We start from the raw sequence: 18,698 nt of genomic DNA on the forward strand, positions 1-18,698 counted from the left end.
CAATCCCGCCATGATCGTCGTCACCGGCGCCACGGGCACTGTCGGCACACTGCTGGTGCGGGGACAGCGAGAACGGGGCGTGCCCACGCGTGCCATATCGCGCACCACGGCCTCCCCTGAACCGGGCATCCAGCGGGTCACCGCCGACCTGGACGACATGTCAACGCTGGTCGCCGCGTATGCGGACGCCGACGCGGTCTTCCTGGTCACGCCGGTGCATCCGCGAATGGCGCGGTTCGCCCGCAATGTGATCGAGGCCGCGGTCCGAGGTGGGAACCGGCCGCGGATCGTGCTGCTGGCCGCGGCCGGGCTCGACCAGAACGTGCGAGGCGTCCGTTTCCTGAACGCGCACGCCGAAGGGCTGGCCGCGCTGAGAGCCAGTGACCTGCCCTATACGGTGCTGGCCCCCAACGGCTTCTTCCAGAACCTGTTCACCATGGCGGGCGCGATCCGCGCCGGGACACTCGCGGCTCCCGCCGGCGACGCCGCGATCTCGTTCGTGGACGCCCGTGACGTCGCTGACGCGGCCGCGCACGTGCTGACCACCGACGGGCACGACCGCGCGACCTACACACTCACCGGACCACAATCGCTCACGCACGCCGAGATCGCCGACCAGTTCGGTGCTGTCGCGGGCTCGAACGTCCGCTACTCGGCGCTGTCACCGGAACAGGCCCGCGACCAGCTGACCGCCGCCGGACTAGATCCCTGGCGGGTGGACGGCCTGATCGAGCTCTACGGCTTCTACGCGAGCGGTCACGCCGCCGCCGTCAGCGACGACATCGAGCGTCTCCTCGGCCGCGCGCCGCGCTCACTCGCCGAGTTCGTCGCTGACTACCGCCAGGCGTTCTCGGCAAGCACACACCCTGGGTGAAAGAGTGATGCCAGGTTTCCGAGCGCCTGGGCGGGCAGGCCGATGCGGGAGCCCATGGCCACTTGTTAAGTGGGGAGTTCCCCACTTAATCTGACCGGCATGACACTGAGCGCCGACGATCGCGCGGCCATCACAGAGCTGATCTCCCTGCACGGGCACCTGTTCGACGACGGTGAGCTCGACCGGTTGGACGAGCTGTTCACCCCTGACATCGTCTATGACTCCACCGACTTCGGCGTCGGATTGCTGGAGGGGGTGGCGGCGATCCGGGACGCCGCGCTCACTCTGGGCGCGCGAAACCCCGTGGGCCATCACGTGACCAATGTCGTGCTCACCGAACTCGCCGACGGCAGGGTCCGGGCCCGGTCCAAAGGGATCGCCATCATGGCGGGCGGCACCTGCGGAAGCGCGACCTACGACGATGTCATCTCGTACGGCGACCAGGGGTGGCGGATCAGCCACCGCAAGATCATCGCGCGGCGAGCGCCTCTCGGGGGTCTCGGCAGCTCATGACCACGGTCAGCCGCCCTGGAGCTTGTCCGCCGTAGTGTGACAAGGTGACCGTTCCCGCCGACCAGATCTCCACCGCCTTGGCGCCCTTCGTGGCGACGCTGGCCGCGTACGATCTCGGGCCGGGCTCGGGCGGCGTACATCGCGGGCTTCCCTCATCCACGGTGTCGATCACGATCCCCGAGGAGGACCCGCTGGAGATCGCCTGGGTCGGGCGGCCCGGCTCACGCAGACGGCTCCGGGCAGTGGTGGCCGGACTCCATCTGAGCGCTGCCGAGCTGCGGCAAGAGGGGTGCACACGCGGCGTGTGGTTGACGCTCAGCCCACTGGGCGCCGGCGCGCTGCTGGGACTTCCCTCCTCGGCACTGGCCGGGGACATCGCCGATCTCGCCGACATCGTCCCGGCGATGGCGGACCTGCCGGAGCGTTTGGCGGCCTGCGGGTCCTGGTCGCAACGTCGCGCCCTCGTCGAACGCTCTCTGCTCACCGGCCTGGCACGGCACGGCGAACGTGCCAACAGTCGCGAGCTGCGGGCCACACTCGCGGTCCTTTCCGGGACCACCCGGGTGCAGGAGGCCGCTCAGCTGCTCGGGTGCTCCCGGCGGCACCTGAGCAGTACGGTTCGTACCGAGTTCGGGGTGACGCCGAAGGAGTACCAACGGCTCGTCCGCTTCGAGGCCGCCCGGGGCCGGCTCGTGGCCGCCGCCGGTGGGGGAGCGGACGGTCTGGCGGCGGTGGCCGCCGCGTCGGGATTCGCCGATCAGGCGCACCTCACCCGGGAGTGGCGGGCCATGGCCGGGTGCACGCCCACCGAGTGGCTGCGCGCCGAAGGCCTGGCCGTACGGGGTTCGCCGGCCTCCAACCGGCCACCGGGCGAGAAGCGTGCCTCCAACCGGCCACCGGGCGAGAAGCGCGCGTCCAACCGGCTGCCGAGCGAGGAGCGCGCGTCCAGGTGACAGCCGATGCGGGCGCGTTCGTTCCCATATGTTCAAGACCCCTACGCCCGCCCGACCTCACCATGGGCACATGACGCCAGATATCCGCATTACCCCTCGTCTCATCGTGCCCGACCCGGACCGCGCGTCGGCGTTCTACCAGGACGCCCTCGGCGCCGAGCAAGTGTTCCGTGCTCCGCAGGGCGACGATGGACGGCCCCCCGTCGTCGACCACCGCATCGGTGGTTCGTCCTTCCGCGTCTCGCCGGCCGTCTCGTCGTGGGGCTGGCTCTCACCAAGCGACCTCGGCGGCTCCGCGGTACTCCTCGAGATCGAGGTCGGCGACTCGGACGCGGTCGGCGAACGCATGATCGCCCACGGCGCCGAGGTGCTCGTGCCCATCGAGAACCGGCCCTACGGCAAGCGCTCGGGCCGCGTCCGTGACCCATTCGGCCATCTGTGGATCATCACCGGCGACCTCCGCTGAGCCGACCTTGGATCGGTGGGCGCCGAAGGTCAGGGCATTCGTGCCCAGAAGTCGAGGCCGTGCTCGGCCACGTAGTCCGTGCCGCCGATCCGTTCGGGTGCCAGGGATTGAACGTAACCGGCGCTGACGTCGGGCCAGACCGGCAGGTCCGCGCGGGCGGGATCGCCGTGGCGGGACGTGCCAGCCCGGTATGGCGAGTGGGAGACCGTGTACGGGCTGTTTCGGCGGTGGCAGCGGGACGGCACGTGGGCTCGGATCTTGAAGGAGCTGCAGGCCAGAGCCGACGCCAAGGGGCCGATCACCTGGGATGTGAGCGTGGACTCCACGATCACCCGCGCGCACCAGCACGCCGCTGGTGCACGTAAAAGGGGGATCTGCAGGTCGAGACGCCCGGCGGCATCGATATCGAGCCTGCCGACCATCGCCTGGGCCGCTCTCGGGGTGGGCTGACCACCAAGCTGCACCTGGCCGTCGAGCAGGGGCAGAAGCTGTTATCGCTGATCATCACTGCTGGTCAACGCGGGGATTCTCCTCAGTTCCAGCTCGTGCTGGAGCGGATCAGTGTGCCCCGGCTGGGGCCGGGGCGCCCGTGCAAGCGTCCGGACAGGGTCCGTGCCGATAAGGCGTACGGCTCGCGCGCCAACCGCGCCTACCTGCGCAGGCGCGGCATCGCGTGCACGATCCCGGAGAAGACAGATCAGATCCGTCACCGTAAGAACCGGGGCAGCCGAGGAGGTCGGCCGCCCACGTTCTGCAAGATCGACTACCGGGAGCGTCACGCCGTGGAATGTGGCATCAACCGACTCAAACGCCACCGGGCCGTTGCGACCAGGTACGAAAAGCTGGCCGTCCGCTATGAAGCCACCATCACCATCGCCGCCATCAACGAGTGGCTGTAGCCACCATCAGCCGCGCACCCGAGACTGCTCCACCTCTAGCACCGCAGCCAATGTTGGGTGCACCCGCCCCACATCGATCGTCGTGACCGTGTACTTGGCGACGCCAGCCACAACAAACGGATCCTCGGCAGCCATCCGCTCGGCAGCCACACGGTCAATGCCGTATGCCACGATGGCCCCACCCAGAGCCGAGGGCACCGTCTGCCCCGACAGCAAGAACATGCCATCGCGGTGATGACGTTCCAGGAACTCGACATGAGCAGCGACGAATGGCTCTGCCTCCCGCTCCGACGCCGTGTACTGCAGAAACAACAAGTGGAGCATCCCGTCCCTCAGATCTCCTTAGGCGATCGGCAAATCATCGCACTCATTGATCCGTTTTTGAAACAGGGCCTAGTGCCGACTCGGGATCGCTGCCCGGCGTGACCCAGCCGCGCTCGGCCGCGACCGCGGCGCCGAACCGCTCCAGTTCGGCCACCGGGGACCACCTCGGCGGCAGCGCCGGAACACCGGGAATGAAGGTGTGCGGCGGCGTCGTGCCCAGTACCGAGAACGCGCTCTGCAGGATCGCTCGGTGGAACAGCCCTGCCGATGCGGGTGACACGAGGTGCGCCGCGATCATGAGGGCCCCGTACGATTCTCCGACCAGGGTCACATTCGCCGGGTCGCCGCCGAACCGCGCGATTTCCCGCCGCACCCAGCGCAGTACGGCCTGCTGGTCCCGCAGACCGAAGGTGCCCCCGTCGGCGAGAGCCGGGCGGCCGAAGCACCCGAACGCGCCGAGCCGGAAGTTCGGTGCCACGACGACGCCGCCGGCTACGGCCAGCCGCCGTGCATCGTAGGCGGCGGCACTGCCGTTCGTCCCGCCGCCGCCATGCAGCCATACCAGCACCGGACGCCCGATGCCCTGGGCCTCCGGCACGGTGATGTCGAGCGTCAGGCAGTCCTCGTCTATGGAGGTGACGTCCGCGAACGACTGGGCCGACTGCGGCGCCGGATTTCCGGGTTCGGTCGCGTCCCGGACCCGGGGCCACGGCTCGACCGGCGCGGGCGGTCGCCATCGCCTGTCTCCGATCGGGGCGGCGGCATAAGGAATCCCCCGGAACAAGAGATGGCCGTCAAGCCGGCGGCCACGGATGGCGCCGCTGCTCAGCCGTACGGTCACGTGCTGGGTCATGGTGCGAACACCGCGGTCAATGTGCGCGTCGCGGATTGCCGATCGAACGCGAGATCTGGAGACCGGCATCAGAACCCTCGCGGACGCGCACCCGCACCCGCTCGCTCATGCGACGCACGGCGTCGTCATAGGCGAAGCGCAGCAGCTCATCCTTGCCGGCGAAGTAGTGCTGAATAAGCCCGACCGAAACCCCGGCCTCCGCCGCCACGCGCGAGAACGAGACGCCGCCCAGCCCCTCCGCGGCGAGCAGACGCTGGAATGCCCGTGCGATCTGGACACGACGCTGGTCATGATCGGCAACCCGCGGCACCCCGCTATCGTACAGCCGTATTGCTACCGCCACCCCGACCATGCCCCCTCACCGGATCAGGAGTTCGGCCCATGCGCGCCACCCTGCGCGACGACCTGAAAACCGCCCTCAAGGCCCGCGACCACATCGCAGTCACCGCGCTCCGCTCTGCCCTGGCGGCGATCGAGAACGCCGAAGCCGTCCCTGTCGACTCCCCGTCTCCCGGCGCCGCGGAGCACGGAATCACCCGGAACGAACACTTCGCAGGCTCGACCGCCGGCCTGGGCTCCGCCGACGTAGAACGTCGCCTCCTCACCGAGGCCGAGCTGTTGTCGATCGTGGAGAAGGAAGTGCGGGAGCGCTCAGTCGCCGCACAGGAGTACGAGCGGCTGGGCCGCCACGACCACGCCGAACGGCTCCGCGCGGAGGCCGAGGTGCTGAGCCGGTACCTGAAGCCGACCGTCTGAGCACACCACGACCATCGCGTAGGGCTGTCACAAACGGGGCGGCCGTCTTGTCCTCACTCCGGACAATCCCCGTTTGGTATGGAGGAACACATGAGCGCACACCTGCCCCCAGGTGTTGAGGTGATCGCGACCCTGCCGGAGGCGGCGGCCCGGATCCCGGCCGGTGCCGAGGCCAGGACCGTCCGGGTCACCCTGGCGCCCGGTGACCCCGGTGCGCCGCCGCACCGGCATCCCGGGCCGATCTTCGGCTACGTGACCCAGGGAGAGGTCCTCTTCGAGCTGGAGGGGCAGCCGCCCCGGGTGCTCAAGGCCGGTGACGCCCTGTTCGAGCCCGGGGGCGACGTGATCCACCTCCAGGGCGCCAACAACCTTCCGGACGCGCAGTCGCAGATGGTGGTGACCATGTTCGCGCTCCCTGGCACCCCGATTCTGACCGTGGTCAGCGCGGAGGAGTTGGCCGAACGACGCCATCTACGGGTTACCCCGACCATGAGGGCCACCAGCATCTCCTGATATACGAAGAGTCCATCTCCCATCACGTTGGGTGACGGTAGATTTCCCGTGTGGCGAACGCAGCGGATTCTCGTGAGGCCGAGTTCGGAGCCGAGCCGCGGCGGCGGGTCGAGACGGGCCGTTCGCGGTCCCGGCCCGCGGCCGGCTGCCCCTATCCGGGGCTGACGTCCTTCCGCACCGGGGACGCGCGCTTGTTCTTCGGCCGCGAACGGGCCGTGACCGACCTGCTGGCCCTGCTCGCCGACCCCGAGACGGCAGGTCATCCGGCGATCGTGATCGGCCCGCCGGGAGTGGGCAAGTCCTCGCTGCTGCGCGCCGGTCTGGCCCCGGCCGTGCTGCGGGGCGCGCTTCCCGGTCGCCGGCCCGGCCGGCCGAGTGTGGCGTACCTGACGCCGACCGCCCAGCCGATGCGCGAGCTGGGCGGCGTCGACTCCCGCACGCTGGTGATCGTCGACCAGTTCGAGGAGCTGTTCACGCTCTGCGGGGACGAGGCCGCTCGGCAGGCGTTCATCGCCGAGCTGTGCCACCGGGCGGCGGCCGGCCTCGCGGTGGTCCTGGGCGTACGCGCCGATTTCTACGGCCAGTGCGTGGCCCACCCGCCGCTGCTGGCGGCGCTGCGGGCGCGGTGCCTGCCGCTCGGGCCGATGGCGGCCGGGCAGCTGCGGCAGGCGATCAGCGAACCGGCCGCCGTGGCGCAGCTGGACATCGAAGCCGGCCTGGTCGAGCTGCTGCTGCGCGACGTGGGCGCCCGGACCAGCGGCGCCTGCGACGCCGGGGCGCTGCCCCTGCTGTCCCATGCCCTGCGGGCGACCTGGCAGCAGCGGACCGGCAGCCTGCTCACCGTCGCGGGCTACGAGCGTACGGGCGGCATCCGGGGGGCGATCGAGGTCACGGCGGAGCAGGCGTACGCGGAGCTCGACCCGGCGCAGCAGCAGGTGGCCCGGCAGATGCTGCTGCGGCTGATCCAGGTCGGCGACGGGACGGCCGACACCCGCCGCCGGCTCGCCCGCCAGGCACTGACCGACGACGGGGACGAGGCCGTCCTGGAGGCCTTCATCCGGGCCCGGCTGCTGACGGCCAACGCCGCGTGGGTGGAGATCAGCCACGAGGTCCTGTTCGACGCCTGGCCCCGGCTGAAAGGCTGGATCGACGCCGACCGGGCCGGGCTCCGGATCAGGCGGCAGCTCGCCGGCGCCGCCGAGGCGTGGGAACGCGCGGGCCGCGACGACGGCCTGCTGGCGCGCGGTCCCCAGCTGACCATGCTGCGCGAATGGGCCGACGCGGCGCTCGCCGTGGCCCTCACCCCCGCCGAGTGCGCCTTCCTGGCCGCCAGCCGGCAATGCCGCGAGGCCGAGCAGGTGGAGACGGTGCGGCGTAACCGCAGGCTACGCCGCCTGGTCCGCTGCCTGGGAATCACGCTGGCGCTGACCGCGGTCGGCACGGTGGTGGCGGTCAGGCAGGCGGCGGAGGCGCACCGGCAGGAACGGAGCTCCCTGGCCGGGCGGCTGTCGGTCGAGGCGGCCCGGCTGGCCGGCCACCGGCCGGAGGTGTCGGCGCTGCTCGCCGCGGCGGCCGTCGAGCAGGACCGCACGCCGCAGTCGCTCGGCGCGCTGATGAGCACGCAGGCAGGAGGGTTCGCCGGTCGCCTGGCCGGGCACGGGGCGGCGCTGTGGGGGGCGTCCTTCAGCGCCGACGGCTCGACGCTCGCCACCGTCGACCACGGTGGCCGCGCCCTGCTGTGGGACGCGCGCCGCCGGACCGTGACCCATACGCTGGAAGACCTCTCCGCCCGCCTCACCGCCATCGCCGTCAGCCCGGACGGCCGCCTGGTCGCCGGGGCGGGCGACGACAAGCGGTTGCGGATGTGGGACGCCGGCACCGGCAAGCGGCTGGCGACGCGCGAGCTGCCGGGCGGCACGGCGATGGGCGGCCTGTCCTTCGATCAGAAGGGCTCGATCCTGGCCGTGGCCGGGACCGGGGTCGTGCTGTGGCGGGTGAGCGACCTGCGGGCGCTGCCGGCTCCGCCGTGGGGGTCCGACGCGTTCGAGGGTGCCGCGTTCAGCCCCGATGGCACGCTGCTGGCCGCCGCCGGCCACGACGGGAGGCTGCGGCTCTGGCGCACCGACGGCGAGAGCGGGTCGCCGCCGGCTCTCAAAGCGGGCGCGCACGCGTTGCACGATGTCGCCTTCAGCCCGGACGGCACGCGGCTGGCCGCCGCCGGTGACGACGGTGCCGTACGACTCTGGCGCACGTCCGACTGGCACCCGTCGGGCGTGCTCACCGGGCATCGCGGCGCCGTGTGGGACCTCGACTTCCGCGGCGACGGCCAGCTGCTCGCCACGGCGGGTGAGGACCAGCGGATCATGCTGTGGGACGTGGCGGCGGGCCGCCGGGTCGCCGAGCTGACCGGCCACAGCGCCGCCGTACACGCGGTCGCCTTCCCCCGCAGCGGGACGCTGCTGGTCAGCGCCGCCGCCGACGCGACCGGGGCCATCTGGGACACCGCGGGCTGGGAGATCCGCGGCTGTCCCGAACCGGAGGCGGTCGCGGCGGCCTGGGGGCCCTGGGGGCTGGTGACGGGTGCCGTCGACGGAGTCGTTCGCTACGGCGGACCCGCCGCCGCGACCGGGCAGTGCGAGCAGCTGTCCCTGCCCTACTCACGCATCCGCGCTCTGGCCAGGGGCGGGAAGGACGGAGACCTGCTGGTGGCCGGCGGTGACAGGGGCCGGATTCGGGTCTGGAGCCTTCGGCGCCGCACCGAGCTTTACCGGCTCGACTCCGGAGCCGGAGACCAGCACGGTGTCGCCATCGACCCCGAAGGCGACCTCGTGGCGGGCGGCTATGGCAACGAGATCCTGGTGTGGCACATCACCGCAGGTCAAGCCACCAGGGTGGACAAGTGGACGGCGAGCGGGACGGTGGGCACGCTCGCGTTCGACCCCGGCGTGGGGACGCTGACGACAGGCGAGGACCGGGCCGTCTATGTGCGGCAGCTCGGCGATCCCGCCTCGCGGCGGCTCCTCATGGTCGCCACCGCGCAGATCACGGCGCTCGCCTACAGCGCGGACGGCACCATGCTGGCGATCGGCTCCGACGACGGCACGGTGCGGCTCTGGCAGGTCCAGGGGCGCCGCGAGCTGTTCGCCCTGTCCACCCGCCAGGGCTCCATCCGGGCGCTGGGCTTCGCCTCCGGCCATGGCCGCCTGGCCGTCACCGGAGCGCTCGGCACGGTGCGCTGGTGGGATCTGGACGAAGGGGCGTCGCTGCGCCATGCCTGCGACATCGCCTCCGTGCCCCAGCCGCAGGAGTGGGCGCGGCTCGTACCGAACATGAAACCCCTGCGGCCCTGCGCCTTTACCTCGCCAGGTGCTCCGGTGTCAGCGCCTCACGCCTCGGCGGGGCGCGTCATCGTCGAGGCCGGGCACCCCGTCGTGGCCGGTCCGTGGCCGACCAGTGGGCCGGGCGCGTGAGCGCGGACGGCAGCTTGGTGGCGCTGTCGCCACCGGCCGCATTGAGCTGCGGCTGGGTGAGGAAGATGCTGCCCGTGAGATCGGCACCGGCCAGCTCGGCGCCTCGGAGATCGGCGCCGATCAGGTCGGCCAGCCGCAGGTCGGCGCCGCTCAGGTCGGCGCCGATGAGGTAGGCCCCGCGCAGGTCGGCACCCCGCAGGTCGGCGCCCTTGAGCTTGGCCCCGATGAGGTCGGCGCCCCTGCGGTTCTTCCGGCGCGGGGTCTCGCCCCGGACCAGCTCGCTCGTACGCAGCAGCAGCGTGTTGACGCTCTGCCGGTGCGCGGGCACGTCCACGAGCAGGAGCGCGTCGGCGTCGGCGCGGCTGAGACGCCCGGTCTCGTCGAGCGCGGCGCGGAGGTCGTCGTGGAGCTCGCGGGCCGGGTCCAGGCTCAGCGCCTCGGTCAGGTACCACAGCAACTCGTGGAGCTGGCGCACCACCGGGAACACCGCGAACATCCGCGTGGCCGTCTCCGGAGCCCGCCGCCAGTCCTGCCCGACGAAGGTGACCTGGGAGACCTTCTGCCCCGCGCCGAAGCAGTCATAGACCGTGCAGCCCGGGAAGCCGCGCTCTCTGAGATCGCGGTGGATGCCGCAGCGGAAGTCCGCCTCCAGGTTGGGGCACGGCCGTCCGGCGTCCTTGTCGATCGCGAAGTCGGCCGAGGCGGCGAAGGGCAGCGCCACGCAGCACAGCCCGAAGCAGCTCTCGCAGTCGGCTTTCAGGGATTCGGACAAGAGCAGAGGTCTCCTTCTGGGACACCGGGCTTCCGACATTACCCCAGCTCCGCGGCCGAGAATCCGGGAGCACGTCACACTCCGGGGCCCGGCGCCACTCTCAGATCGGAAACCGCTCAACATCGATGGGACATCTCATGATCTTAGTAACCGGAGCCACCGGCCTCGTCGCACGCCCCCTGATCGAGCTGCTCGTCGCGCAGGGCGCCAAGGTCCGCGCCGTCAGCCGTTCGCCGGAGACCGCCGGGCTGCCCGACGGCGTGGAGGTCGTGGCGCGACCGGACGCCTTCGACGGGGTCAGCGCGCTGTTCCTGCACCCGCGCGCGGTGGCCGGTGGGGCCGTCGAGCTGCTGGAGTCGGCCCGGCGGAACGGGGTGCGGCGGGTGGTGGCGCTGTCGGCGAGCAACGTCGACGACGACCTCACGGACCAGCCGTCCCGCTTCAGGGGCGACAGGAACAAGGAGGCCGAGGAGGCCGCCGTCGGCAGCGGTCTGGAGTGGGTGAGCCTGCGGCCCTGCTCGTTCGCGGTCAACACCCTGACCTCGTGGGGCGGCCAGATCCGGGCCGGTGACGTCGTGCGCGGGCCGTACGCGAAGTTCGCCGAGGCACTGATCCACGAGCGCGACCTGGCCGCGGTCGGCGCCCGCGCGCTGCTCACGGACGAGTTCGCGGGCCAGAGGCTGGAGCTGACCGGCCCGCGGTCACTGACCCACGAGCAGACATTGGCGATCATCGGCGAGGTGATCGGCAGGCCGCTGCGCTACCAGGAGATCGCGCCGGAGGCGGCGGCGCAGGGGATGGTCGCGCGCGGCTTCCCGCAGCCGTTCGCCGAGGCCCTGATGGCCAGGTACGCCAGATGAGTCGGGCAGCCCGCGCGGGTCACCGGGGAGGTGGAGCGCGTGCTCGGCCGTCCGGCGCGCACCTTCACGGAGTGGGTCGCCGATCACGCCGCCGAGTTCGGGGGGTGAGCGCTCCTTGAGGGCTGGCGAGTTCACGACAAGTCGGGATCTGGCCATGCCTTTCGCATGGACAACGCCAGATCATGACCACTAGGAATTCGGTAGCTTCTCTTACCGATTCGCTGGAGGTCGTCAATGCTGCGTGGGCGAAGGGCGGTGGCCACCGTCGCGGCGGTGCTGGCCGTCTCCGCGCTGTCGGTGCCCGGTTCCCGGGCCGGCGCCGAGGTGGCGGCCTCCGGGCTCGCGGTGGGTACGGCCGGCGGGGAGATCACGCTCATCACCGGCGACCAGGTGCACCTACGCGCCGTCGACGGCGGGCACCAGGCGGTGACGATCACCCCGGCCCCGCGCGCGGACGGCTCCGTACCGAACTTCCAGGTGCTGGAGGCGGACGGACAGCTGACCGTCATCCCCGACGACGTCGCCGCCCTGGTCCCGCAGCGTCTCGACGCGGCCCTGTTCGACGTCTCGGAGCTGGCCGAGGACGGCTACGACGTCGCGATCCCGCTCATCCTCACCTACGAGGGCAACACCGCCAAGTCCGCCATCCCGGCCGTCAAGCAGCTCCGCACCCTGGAGAGCATCGGCGGCGCGGGAGTGTCGATCGCCACCCATGACGCGGCCCGTTTCGGCGCCGCGCTGGCCGGGCTCGCCGCCGGAACCGCAGCCCGCGCGGCGAGCCCCTTGGCCGGAGTGTCGAAGATCTGGCTCGACCGCAAGGTGGAGCCGGTGCTGGAGAACAGCGTGCCCCAGATCGGCGCACCCGAGGCGTGGGCGGCCGGCTTCGACGGCACGGGCACGACCGTGGCGGTGCTCGACACCGGCATCGACGCCACCCATAGCGACCTGGCCGGGAAGGTGACCGACCAGCGCGACTTCACCGGCGAGAACGCGACCGGCGACCCCAACGGCCACGGCACCCACGTCGCGAGCACCATCGCGGGCTCCGGCGCCGCCTCGGAGGGCCGCCGCAAGGGCGTGGCGCCCGGCGCGGGGCTGCTGAACGGCCGGGTTCTGGGCGGCGACGGCAAGGGCCAGCTCTCCTGGATCATCGACGGCATGGAGTGGGCGGCGGGGGAGAAGCACGCGCAGGTCGTCAACATGAGCCTGGGCAGCCGCGTCGCGGGCGGGCCGCTCTCCTCGGCCGTGTCGCGGCTGTCCCAGCAGTACGGCACGTTGTTCGTGGTGGCGGCGGGCAACGACGGCTGCGACGGCTGCGTCGGAGCCCCCGGCGACTCCGCCGACGCGCTGACCGTCGGCGCGGTCGACCGCGCCGACCAGCCGGCCGCCTTCTCCAGCAAGGGCCCGATCGCCGTGGACGGCTCGGTCAAGCCCGACGTGACCGCGCCGGGCGTGGAGATCACCGCCGCCAAGGCGGGCGGCGGCTACGTCACGATGTCGGGCACCTCGATGGCCACCCCGCACGTCGCGGGCGCCGCGGCGCTGCTGCGGCAGGCCCGGCCCGGCATCACCGGCCCCGAGCTGAAGTCCTTGCTGATGGAGAGCGCCAAGCCCATGCCGGGCACGCCCGCCGACGCGCGGGGCACGGGCCGGATCGACGTCGGCGCGGCGCTGAAGGGCGCCGTCGTCGCCTCAGCGGGTTCGGTGAACTTCGGCGGCCTCGTGGAGGGCACCGACAAGAGCGTCACGATGACGTACCGCAACCTCGGCAAGGAGCCTGTCGAGCTGGACCTGAAGGCCGGCGGCCCGTTCACCGCCGAACCCGGCAAGGTGACCCTGCCCGTCGCCGGGCAGGCCGAGGTGAAGGTGACGCTCAAGGGCGCGCCGCCCGGCCGGCTGCGGGAGGAACTGTCGGCGAGCGTTCCCGGCGGCGCCACCGTACGGACCCTGCTGACCGCGAGCGTCGAGGAGCGGCGCGTCGAGCTGCGGGTACGCGGCGTGGCCAGGGACGGCCGCAACGCGCGCGGCGGCTTCACGGTGCTGAACCTGGACGAGGGCACCCTGGTCGGGCGCGTCCTGCCCGGCGACCCGGCGCAGCCGTGCACCGAGCAGAAGTCCGGCGCCGGCACCTGCCTGCTGGTCAAGCCCGGCACCTACTCCGTGCTCGGCCACATCTTCACCATGCCCGCCACCCAGGACAGCACGGCGACGGGCAAGCCGCTGAACGAGAGCCTCGTCGGCGATCCCGAGATGAAGATCACCGGGGACACCGAGGTCGTACTCAACGCCCGCAAGGCCGTCGAGGTCGAGATCCGGACCCCTGACCACAAGACCAAGCGGAACATGGGCGCCGCGGCGCAGCTCGCCTGGTACCGCGCCGGCGAGAAAGGGACGGCGCTGCGCGGCGGCACCAACATCTCGCCCGGCGGGCAGGTCGAGGAGCGGCTGTTCATCCAGCCGACCAGGAAGGTCACCAAAGGCACCTTCACCGTCGCCACCCGCTGGCGGCTGGAGGCGCCCGCGATCACCCTGACGAGTCCGGGTCTCGACCTGAACCCCCAGTACTACGACCCGGTCTCCTTCAGCGACTACGCCACGGAATACCCGAAGCTGGACGGCACCGCCCTGCTTCCGGCGGTCGACGCCGGGCGGGGCACGGCCGAGGAGATCAAGGCCCGCGACCTGCGCGGCAAGCTGGCGGTCATCCGCCGTACCGACGGCGTGCCCGTCTCGGCCCAGTCCAACGCGGCCGCGGCCGCGGGAGCCAGAATGGTGGCGATCTACAGCGACCACCCTGGGGCGGACATCACCTCGGGCGGCACCGGCGTCAAGCTCACGGTCCCGACCGTCCGGCTGACGCAGGAGGAGGGCCTGAAGCTGGTCGAGCGGCTGCGGCGGCTGCCCGTGCCCGTCCTGGCCAAGGGGATCGTGGCCAGCCCTTACGTGTACGACCTGTACCTGCGTGAGAAGGGCCGGGTGCCGGACTCGCTGCGGTACGTGGTGCGTGACCGGTCGCTGGCCAGGGTCGAGTCGGGCTATCACAGCCAGCTCGCGGACGACGTGACGGTGAACGAGGCGCGGTTCGTGTTCGAGCCGTGGGACACCTCGTCGATCTCCACGAACCGGCCGCTGGCCAAGACGCCGCGTACCCAGGTCGAGTACTTCACTCCCGACCCCGACCTGCGCTGGAGCGCCTCGGCGGGCAGTCCCGAGCGGCACTACAACACGATGTGGCCGCACGTGGACACTCCGCGCGTCGCTCTGTCGTCGCCGGACTTCCGCAGCTATGCGGCGGGGGAGCGGGTGGAGCGTACCTGGTTCAAGCAGCCGCTGCTGCCGGGTGTCAACCCGCGCAATCCGCTGCGCAGGGAGGGCGACAAGCTGCGCATCTCCATGCAGGGCTTCGTCGACGCGAGCGGCAATTACGGCGAGGCCTACACCAGCGCATTCGAGCACGGCATGAAAACAGATTTCCGCCTCTACCAGGGCGATTCACTGCTCCAGCAGACCAACTACCTGCCCTCGGGCAGCGTGCTCCTGCCGGCGGAGAAGTCCATGTACCGGATCGAGTACGACGTGCGCAACGAGGCCACCTGGGCGAAGCTGTCCACGCGCATCCGGTCGGTGTGGACGTTCGGCTCGGAGCACGTGGACGCGGGGGTCGCCACCGTGATCCCGCTGATCCTGGCCGGGATCGACGCGCCGGTCGACCTGAAGAACCAGGCCCGCTCGGCCAAGCTCGGCGTGTCCCTCCATCGCCAGGAGGGGGCGGCGCGCAGCGCGCTGAAGGAGGTGTCCCTGGAGATGTCCTACGACGACGGCGCCACGTGGCGGGCGACCCGCCTGCGCGCGAAGGGCGGCAGCGACTCCTACGAGGCCACGCTGGAGCGGCGGCCCGGAAGCTTCGTCTCGCTGCGGCTCAAGGCGGCCGACGTCGAGGGCAACACCTTCTCCCAGGAGGTCATCCGCGCCTACGCGGCACGGTGACACCCTCTCTCAGCCGGTCATCCGCGCCTGCGCGGCAGGGTGACACACAGACCCGCCGGGCGGATAGGCCACCCCCCTCCGGTCCCATCCGCCCGGCGACACCTGACTGCCAGGTCCATGAGGAGCGCCGCCCAACGCGCTCGAATACCAGATTTGACTTATATAAGCCTGACTTGAAATACTCCGTCATGTGCATGCATTCGACGTCCTCGGAGACCCGGTCCGGCGCCGGATCCTGGAGCTGCTGGCCGAAGGCGAGCTGAGCTCCGGCGAGGTCACCGCGGTCATCCAGAGCGAGCACGGCATCTCCCAACCGGCCGTCTCGCAGCACCTGCGGGTGCTGCGGGACAACGGGTTCGCCAGCGTGCGAGCCGAGGGCACCCGGCGGCTCTACGCCGTCGAGCCCGGCCCGCTGCGGGAGGTCGACGCCTGGCTGGAACGCTTTCGCGGGTTCTGGGAGCAGCGGCTGGACGCGCTGGCCACCGAGCTGGCGCGGGGCAAGCGGGAACGCCGCGCTCCCGGCCCATCATCGAGAAACGAGCCCACATGATCGACATCATCAAGCAGATCGAATACGTCCACCGGCAACTGGAAGACGGCGACGAGCTCAAGACCGTCGTGCTGCGCCGCCACTACGACGCCGACATCGAGGACCTGTGGGACGCCTGCACGTCCGCGGAGCGCATCAGCCGCTGGTTCCTGCCCGTCAAGGGGGACCTTCAGCTCGGCGGCCACTACCAGCTCGAAGGCAACGCCGGTGGAGAGGTGCTGGAGTGCGAGCCGCCGCACCGCTTCAAGGTGACCTGGGTCTTCGGCGATGCCCCCGGCCTCTCCGAGGTCGAGGTACGGCTGTCGGCCGACGGCGCCGAGCGCACGCTGTTCGAGCTCCGGCACACCGCCGCCGCGCCGCCCGACATGTGGGACCGGTTCGGACCGGGCGCCGTGGGCGTCGGCTGGGACCTGGGACTGCTCGGCCTGGCCCTCCACCTGACGGGCGGATCCATCGGCGATCCGATCGCCTGGCAGGGGAGCGAGGAGGGTCATGCCTACAGCAGGACGTGCAGCCGGCTGTGGGGGGAGGCCCACGAGGCGGCGGGCGCCCCCGCCGACCAGGCGAAGGCCGCGGCCGACAACACCAGTGCCTTCTACGCCCCGCCGGCCTGAGCAGACGACCGCTGACAAGATCATTTCGATCGTCCCCAGCGTAGGCCCCACCACCCAGGCCAACCGCGCCTTCCTCGGCAAAGCCGTGTCGTTGCTGGCCGAGGAGGGCGTGCGCCAGTTCGTCGACATCGGCGCGGGGCTGCCCACCCAGGACAACGTCCACCAGGTCGCCCAGCGCGTCGCGGCCGATGCCAGGACGGCCTACATCGACAACGACCCGGTCGTCCTCGTCCACGCCAGGGCACTGCTGGAGGACAGCCCAGGAACCAAGGTCCTCGACGGCGACCTCAGACGGCCCAAGGAGCTCTTCGCCGATCCGGCCCTGCGCGAGCACATCGACTTCGATCGGCCCGTCGCCGTCCTGATGCTGGCTGTCCTGCACTTCATCCCCGACCACGACGAGGTGGACGCGATCGTCGCGACGGTCCGCGGCGCGCTCGTCCCGGGCAGCTACCTGCTGCTGTCGCACTTCTACACGCCCGACGACGAGCAGGCCACCGTACGGGCGGGCGCGAAGGTCTACTCGGCCACCAACTCCGGCTCGCTGACCGCCCGCTCACTGACCCGCATCAACGGCTACCTGGCCGGGCTCGACCTGGTGGCGCCCGGACTGGTGCCGGTGCAGGCCTGGCGGCCGGACTGGGAGGAGGACGCGGTCGTGGACCTGTCCGTGCCGGGCCTGCTGGGCGCTGTGGGGCGCGTCCCCCAGTAGGCGGAATAACACTCCGTTAGGCTTGAGTTCTGACCTTTGCTGCATCGTCGCGATCCGTGAGCGGGTGCGCCAGTGTTCTCAGCGCTCTGGAGCCCATCGTCGATTCGAGGCGGGGGATGACCCCGGTTCGGATTCGGCGGCGTCGTGCCGCCGGTTGGCGGAAGCCGGCCGGCGCTGTGATCGTTGACCGCACCTCGCGCTGGGGCAACCCCTTCACGGTGGCGGACGCGCTCGCGGACGGCATCGCCGATGACGAGCACGCCGCCCACGAGCTGTGCGCCCAGCGGTATCGGTCGTGGATTCTCGGCTCGATTCCGGGGGACCCGGACGTGCTCCGGGTGGGAAACCGTCAGTACGACCGGCGATGGATCCGCGAACACCTTCACGAGCTGCGCGGTCGATCGCTGTGCTGTCCTTGCCCCGAGGGCGAGGCCTGCCATGGCGAGGTCCTTCTGGAGCTCGCCAATGAGGAGCCTCCCCCGGAGGGCCGAAGCTCGTGATCGCCGGACGATCACTGGCCCGGGGGACGCCAAAATTTATGGTCGGGCGCGTCAGGCGATGCGGACGATGCTCTTGCCGTGGGTGTCGCCGTTGGCCAGCCGCTGGATGGCGGTGTCGAGGTCGGCCATCTCATACTCGGCGGTGACGTCCACGCGGACCGTGTGGTCGGCCAGCAGTCGCAGCGCCTTGGTGGCGCTGTCGGCCAGGCGTTGCGGGTGGGTCTGGCTGAGCAGGTTGCTGTTGTAGGTCAGGGCCGACTTTCCGCTCATGAGCAGGTCGTTGGCATTGATCTCGACAGGTTCGAAGGTCGCGATGTTGCCGTAGATCACCAGGCGGCCGTGCGACGCGAGCCGCTCCAGGCTGGCCAGGCGGGTCGGCCCGCCGATGGGATCCAGGATCACATCGAACCGCTCGTCGGCGAGGGCGCCGGGAAAGTCCTCGCGGGTCACCAGCAGGTCGTAGCCGAACTGCGTGGCGTATTCGGCCTGGGCGGTGCCGCCGACCACTCCCACGACGCGGGCGGCTCCGGCGGCCTTGGCGAACTGGGCCGCGAGCGTGCCGACGCCTCCCGCCGCCGCGTGAACGAGCACGCTGTCACCGGGGCGTACCCGGCCGACCGTGTTGATCAGGTCGTAGGCGGTCGGGGTGACCCAGCCGAATCCGGCGGCCGTACGAGAGTCCACGCCGACGGCGTCGAAGGCCAGGAGGTCTGACGCCACCACGACCGCGGCGTACGCCCCGGCGCTGGTCAGGGCGGTCACCCGCTGACCGACGCGGCCCGCGTCCACGCCTTCGCCGACCGCGACGATGCGTCCGGCGGCCTCGAAGCCGGGCACGAAGGGGCGCGGAACCGGGAAGTGGCCGCTGCGGACGAGCACATCACCGTACTGGATTCCGGCGTAGTCCACCCGGATCGCGACCTGCCCGGCAGCGGGGACGGGCTCGTCGACGTCGGCGAGGGTGAACCGATCATCGGTGTCGAAAACCACGGCCTTCATAGTTACAGCTCCCTGTGTTGACTCAGTATCCTGATACCGAGGACCCTAACGAGTATCAGGTACCTGAGTCAACACAGGGAGCT

At 71.2% G+C, this 18,698-nt stretch carries 20 protein-coding genes; 15 read left to right on the top strand and 5 right to left on the bottom strand.

Features of this window, described 5'->3' with window-relative positions:
* Positions 1-10: 10 nt before the first annotated feature.
* From LDL49_RS20170 to LDL49_RS20195, 6 genes are all read left to right on the top strand, one after another.
* Positions 11-874, top strand: a complete 864-nt coding sequence (locus tag LDL49_RS20170; protein ID WP_225292649.1) for an NmrA family NAD(P)-binding protein — start codon at positions 11-13, stop codon at positions 872-874.
* 99 nt (positions 875-973) lie between these two features.
* Positions 974-1,387 carry a nuclear transport factor 2 family protein gene (locus tag LDL49_RS20175; protein ID WP_225292650.1) on the top strand — a complete coding sequence of 138 codons (414 nt, stop codon included), beginning with the start codon at positions 974-976 and terminating at the stop codon, positions 1,385-1,387.
* Between the two features lie 44 nt (positions 1,388-1,431).
* On the top strand, positions 1,432-2,340 hold the full coding sequence (locus LDL49_RS20180; protein WP_225292651.1) for a helix-turn-helix domain-containing protein: 909 nt from the start codon (positions 1,432-1,434) through the stop codon (positions 2,338-2,340).
* Positions 2,341-2,410: 70 nt separating this feature from the next.
* Complete coding sequence (locus LDL49_RS20185; protein WP_225292652.1) at positions 2,411-2,806, top strand: VOC family protein; 396 nt, start codon at positions 2,411-2,413, stop codon at positions 2,804-2,806.
* A gap of 177 nt (positions 2,807-2,983) precedes the next feature.
* Positions 2,984-3,256, top strand: a complete 273-nt coding sequence (locus tag LDL49_RS59205; protein WP_372470380.1) for a hypothetical protein — start codon at positions 2,984-2,986, stop codon at positions 3,254-3,256.
* Positions 3,232-3,705, top strand: a complete 474-nt coding sequence (locus LDL49_RS20195) for an IS5 family transposase (protein WP_225292981.1) — start codon at positions 3,232-3,234, stop codon at positions 3,703-3,705. Before LDL49_RS59205 ends, LDL49_RS20195 begins: the two co-directional genes overlap by 25 nt.
* Positions 3,706-3,711: 6 nt before the next feature.
* Here the strand turns inward: LDL49_RS20195 and LDL49_RS20200 are convergent, their stop codons facing one another.
* The 3 genes from LDL49_RS20200 to LDL49_RS20210 are packed head-to-tail and all read right to left on the bottom strand — an operon-like array spanning position 3,712 to position 5,192.
* Positions 3,712-4,029 (bottom strand): YciI family protein, encoded by a 318-nt coding sequence (locus tag LDL49_RS20200; RefSeq protein WP_225292653.1) that lies wholly within the window; start codon positions 4,027-4,029, stop codon positions 3,712-3,714.
* A gap of 43 nt (positions 4,030-4,072) precedes the next feature.
* Positions 4,073-4,870 (bottom strand): alpha/beta fold hydrolase, encoded by a 798-nt coding sequence (locus tag LDL49_RS20205; RefSeq protein ID WP_225292654.1) that lies wholly within the window; start codon positions 4,868-4,870, stop codon positions 4,073-4,075.
* Positions 4,871-4,898: 28 nt separating this feature from the next.
* Positions 4,899-5,192, bottom strand: a complete 294-nt coding sequence (locus LDL49_RS20210; RefSeq protein WP_225292655.1) for a TetR/AcrR family transcriptional regulator — start codon at positions 5,190-5,192, stop codon at positions 4,899-4,901.
* A 71-nt stretch (positions 5,193-5,263) separates the two neighbouring features.
* On the opposite strand from LDL49_RS20210, the gene LDL49_RS20215 reads away from it, so the two are divergent.
* From LDL49_RS20215 to LDL49_RS58415, 3 genes are all read left to right on the top strand, one after another.
* Positions 5,264-5,638 (top strand): GatB/YqeY domain-containing protein, encoded by a 375-nt coding sequence (locus tag LDL49_RS20215; RefSeq protein WP_225292656.1) that lies wholly within the window; start codon positions 5,264-5,266, stop codon positions 5,636-5,638.
* Between the two features lie 90 nt (positions 5,639-5,728).
* Positions 5,729-6,151, top strand: a complete 423-nt coding sequence (locus tag LDL49_RS20220) for a cupin domain-containing protein (protein WP_225292657.1) — start codon at positions 5,729-5,731, stop codon at positions 6,149-6,151.
* A 50-nt stretch (positions 6,152-6,201) separates the two neighbouring features.
* A complete protein-coding gene (locus LDL49_RS58415) occupies positions 6,202-9,621 on the top strand; it encodes an nSTAND1 domain-containing NTPase (protein ID WP_225292658.1) in 3,420 nt (1,139 codons plus the stop codon).
* Here LDL49_RS58415 and LDL49_RS20230 read toward each other — a convergent pair.
* Positions 9,557-10,393: a pentapeptide repeat-containing protein gene (locus LDL49_RS20230; RefSeq protein WP_225292659.1), complete on the bottom strand. Its 837-nt coding sequence runs from the start codon at positions 10,391-10,393 to the stop codon at positions 9,557-9,559. The two genes, LDL49_RS58415 and LDL49_RS20230, sit on opposite strands and share 65 nt — an antisense overlap.
* Positions 10,394-10,530: 137 nt before the next feature.
* Between LDL49_RS20230 and LDL49_RS20235 the strand changes: the two genes are divergently transcribed.
* The 6 genes from LDL49_RS20235 (at position 10,531) to LDL49_RS20260 (ending at position 17,616) form a co-directional block, all read left to right on the top strand.
* Positions 10,531-11,253 carry an NAD(P)H-binding protein gene (locus LDL49_RS20235; RefSeq protein ID WP_225292660.1) on the top strand — a complete coding sequence of 241 codons (723 nt, stop codon included), beginning with the start codon at positions 10,531-10,533 and terminating at the stop codon, positions 11,251-11,253.
* A gap of 234 nt (positions 11,254-11,487) precedes the next feature.
* Positions 11,488-15,240, top strand: a complete 3,753-nt coding sequence (locus LDL49_RS20240) for a S8 family peptidase (protein ID WP_225292661.1) — start codon at positions 11,488-11,490, stop codon at positions 15,238-15,240.
* A gap of 190 nt (positions 15,241-15,430) precedes the next feature.
* Positions 15,431-15,790: an ArsR/SmtB family transcription factor gene (locus tag LDL49_RS20245; RefSeq protein WP_225292662.1), complete on the top strand. Its 360-nt coding sequence runs from the start codon at positions 15,431-15,433 to the stop codon at positions 15,788-15,790.
* Complete coding sequence (locus LDL49_RS20250) at positions 15,787-16,404, top strand: SRPBCC family protein (protein ID WP_225292663.1); 618 nt, start codon at positions 15,787-15,789, stop codon at positions 16,402-16,404. Before LDL49_RS20245 ends, LDL49_RS20250 begins: the two co-directional genes overlap by 4 nt.
* A complete protein-coding gene (locus tag LDL49_RS20255) occupies positions 16,379-17,116 on the top strand; it encodes an SAM-dependent methyltransferase (protein ID WP_225292664.1) in 738 nt (245 codons plus the stop codon). Before LDL49_RS20250 ends, LDL49_RS20255 begins: the two co-directional genes overlap by 26 nt.
* 116 nt (positions 17,117-17,232) lie before the next feature.
* Positions 17,233-17,616: a DUF4326 domain-containing protein gene (locus LDL49_RS20260; RefSeq protein ID WP_225292665.1), complete on the top strand. Its 384-nt coding sequence runs from the start codon at positions 17,233-17,235 to the stop codon at positions 17,614-17,616.
* 51 nt (positions 17,617-17,667) lie between these two features.
* Here the strand turns inward: LDL49_RS20260 and LDL49_RS20265 are convergent, their stop codons facing one another.
* Complete coding sequence (locus LDL49_RS20265) at positions 17,668-18,615, bottom strand: quinone oxidoreductase family protein (protein ID WP_225292666.1); 948 nt, start codon at positions 18,613-18,615, stop codon at positions 17,668-17,670.
* Positions 18,616-18,698 lie beyond the last annotated feature (83 nt).

It is taken from the genome of Nonomuraea aurantiaca (assembly GCF_020215705.1).
Taxonomy (GTDB): Bacteria; Actinomycetota; Actinomycetes; order Streptosporangiales; family Streptosporangiaceae; genus Nonomuraea; species Nonomuraea aurantiaca.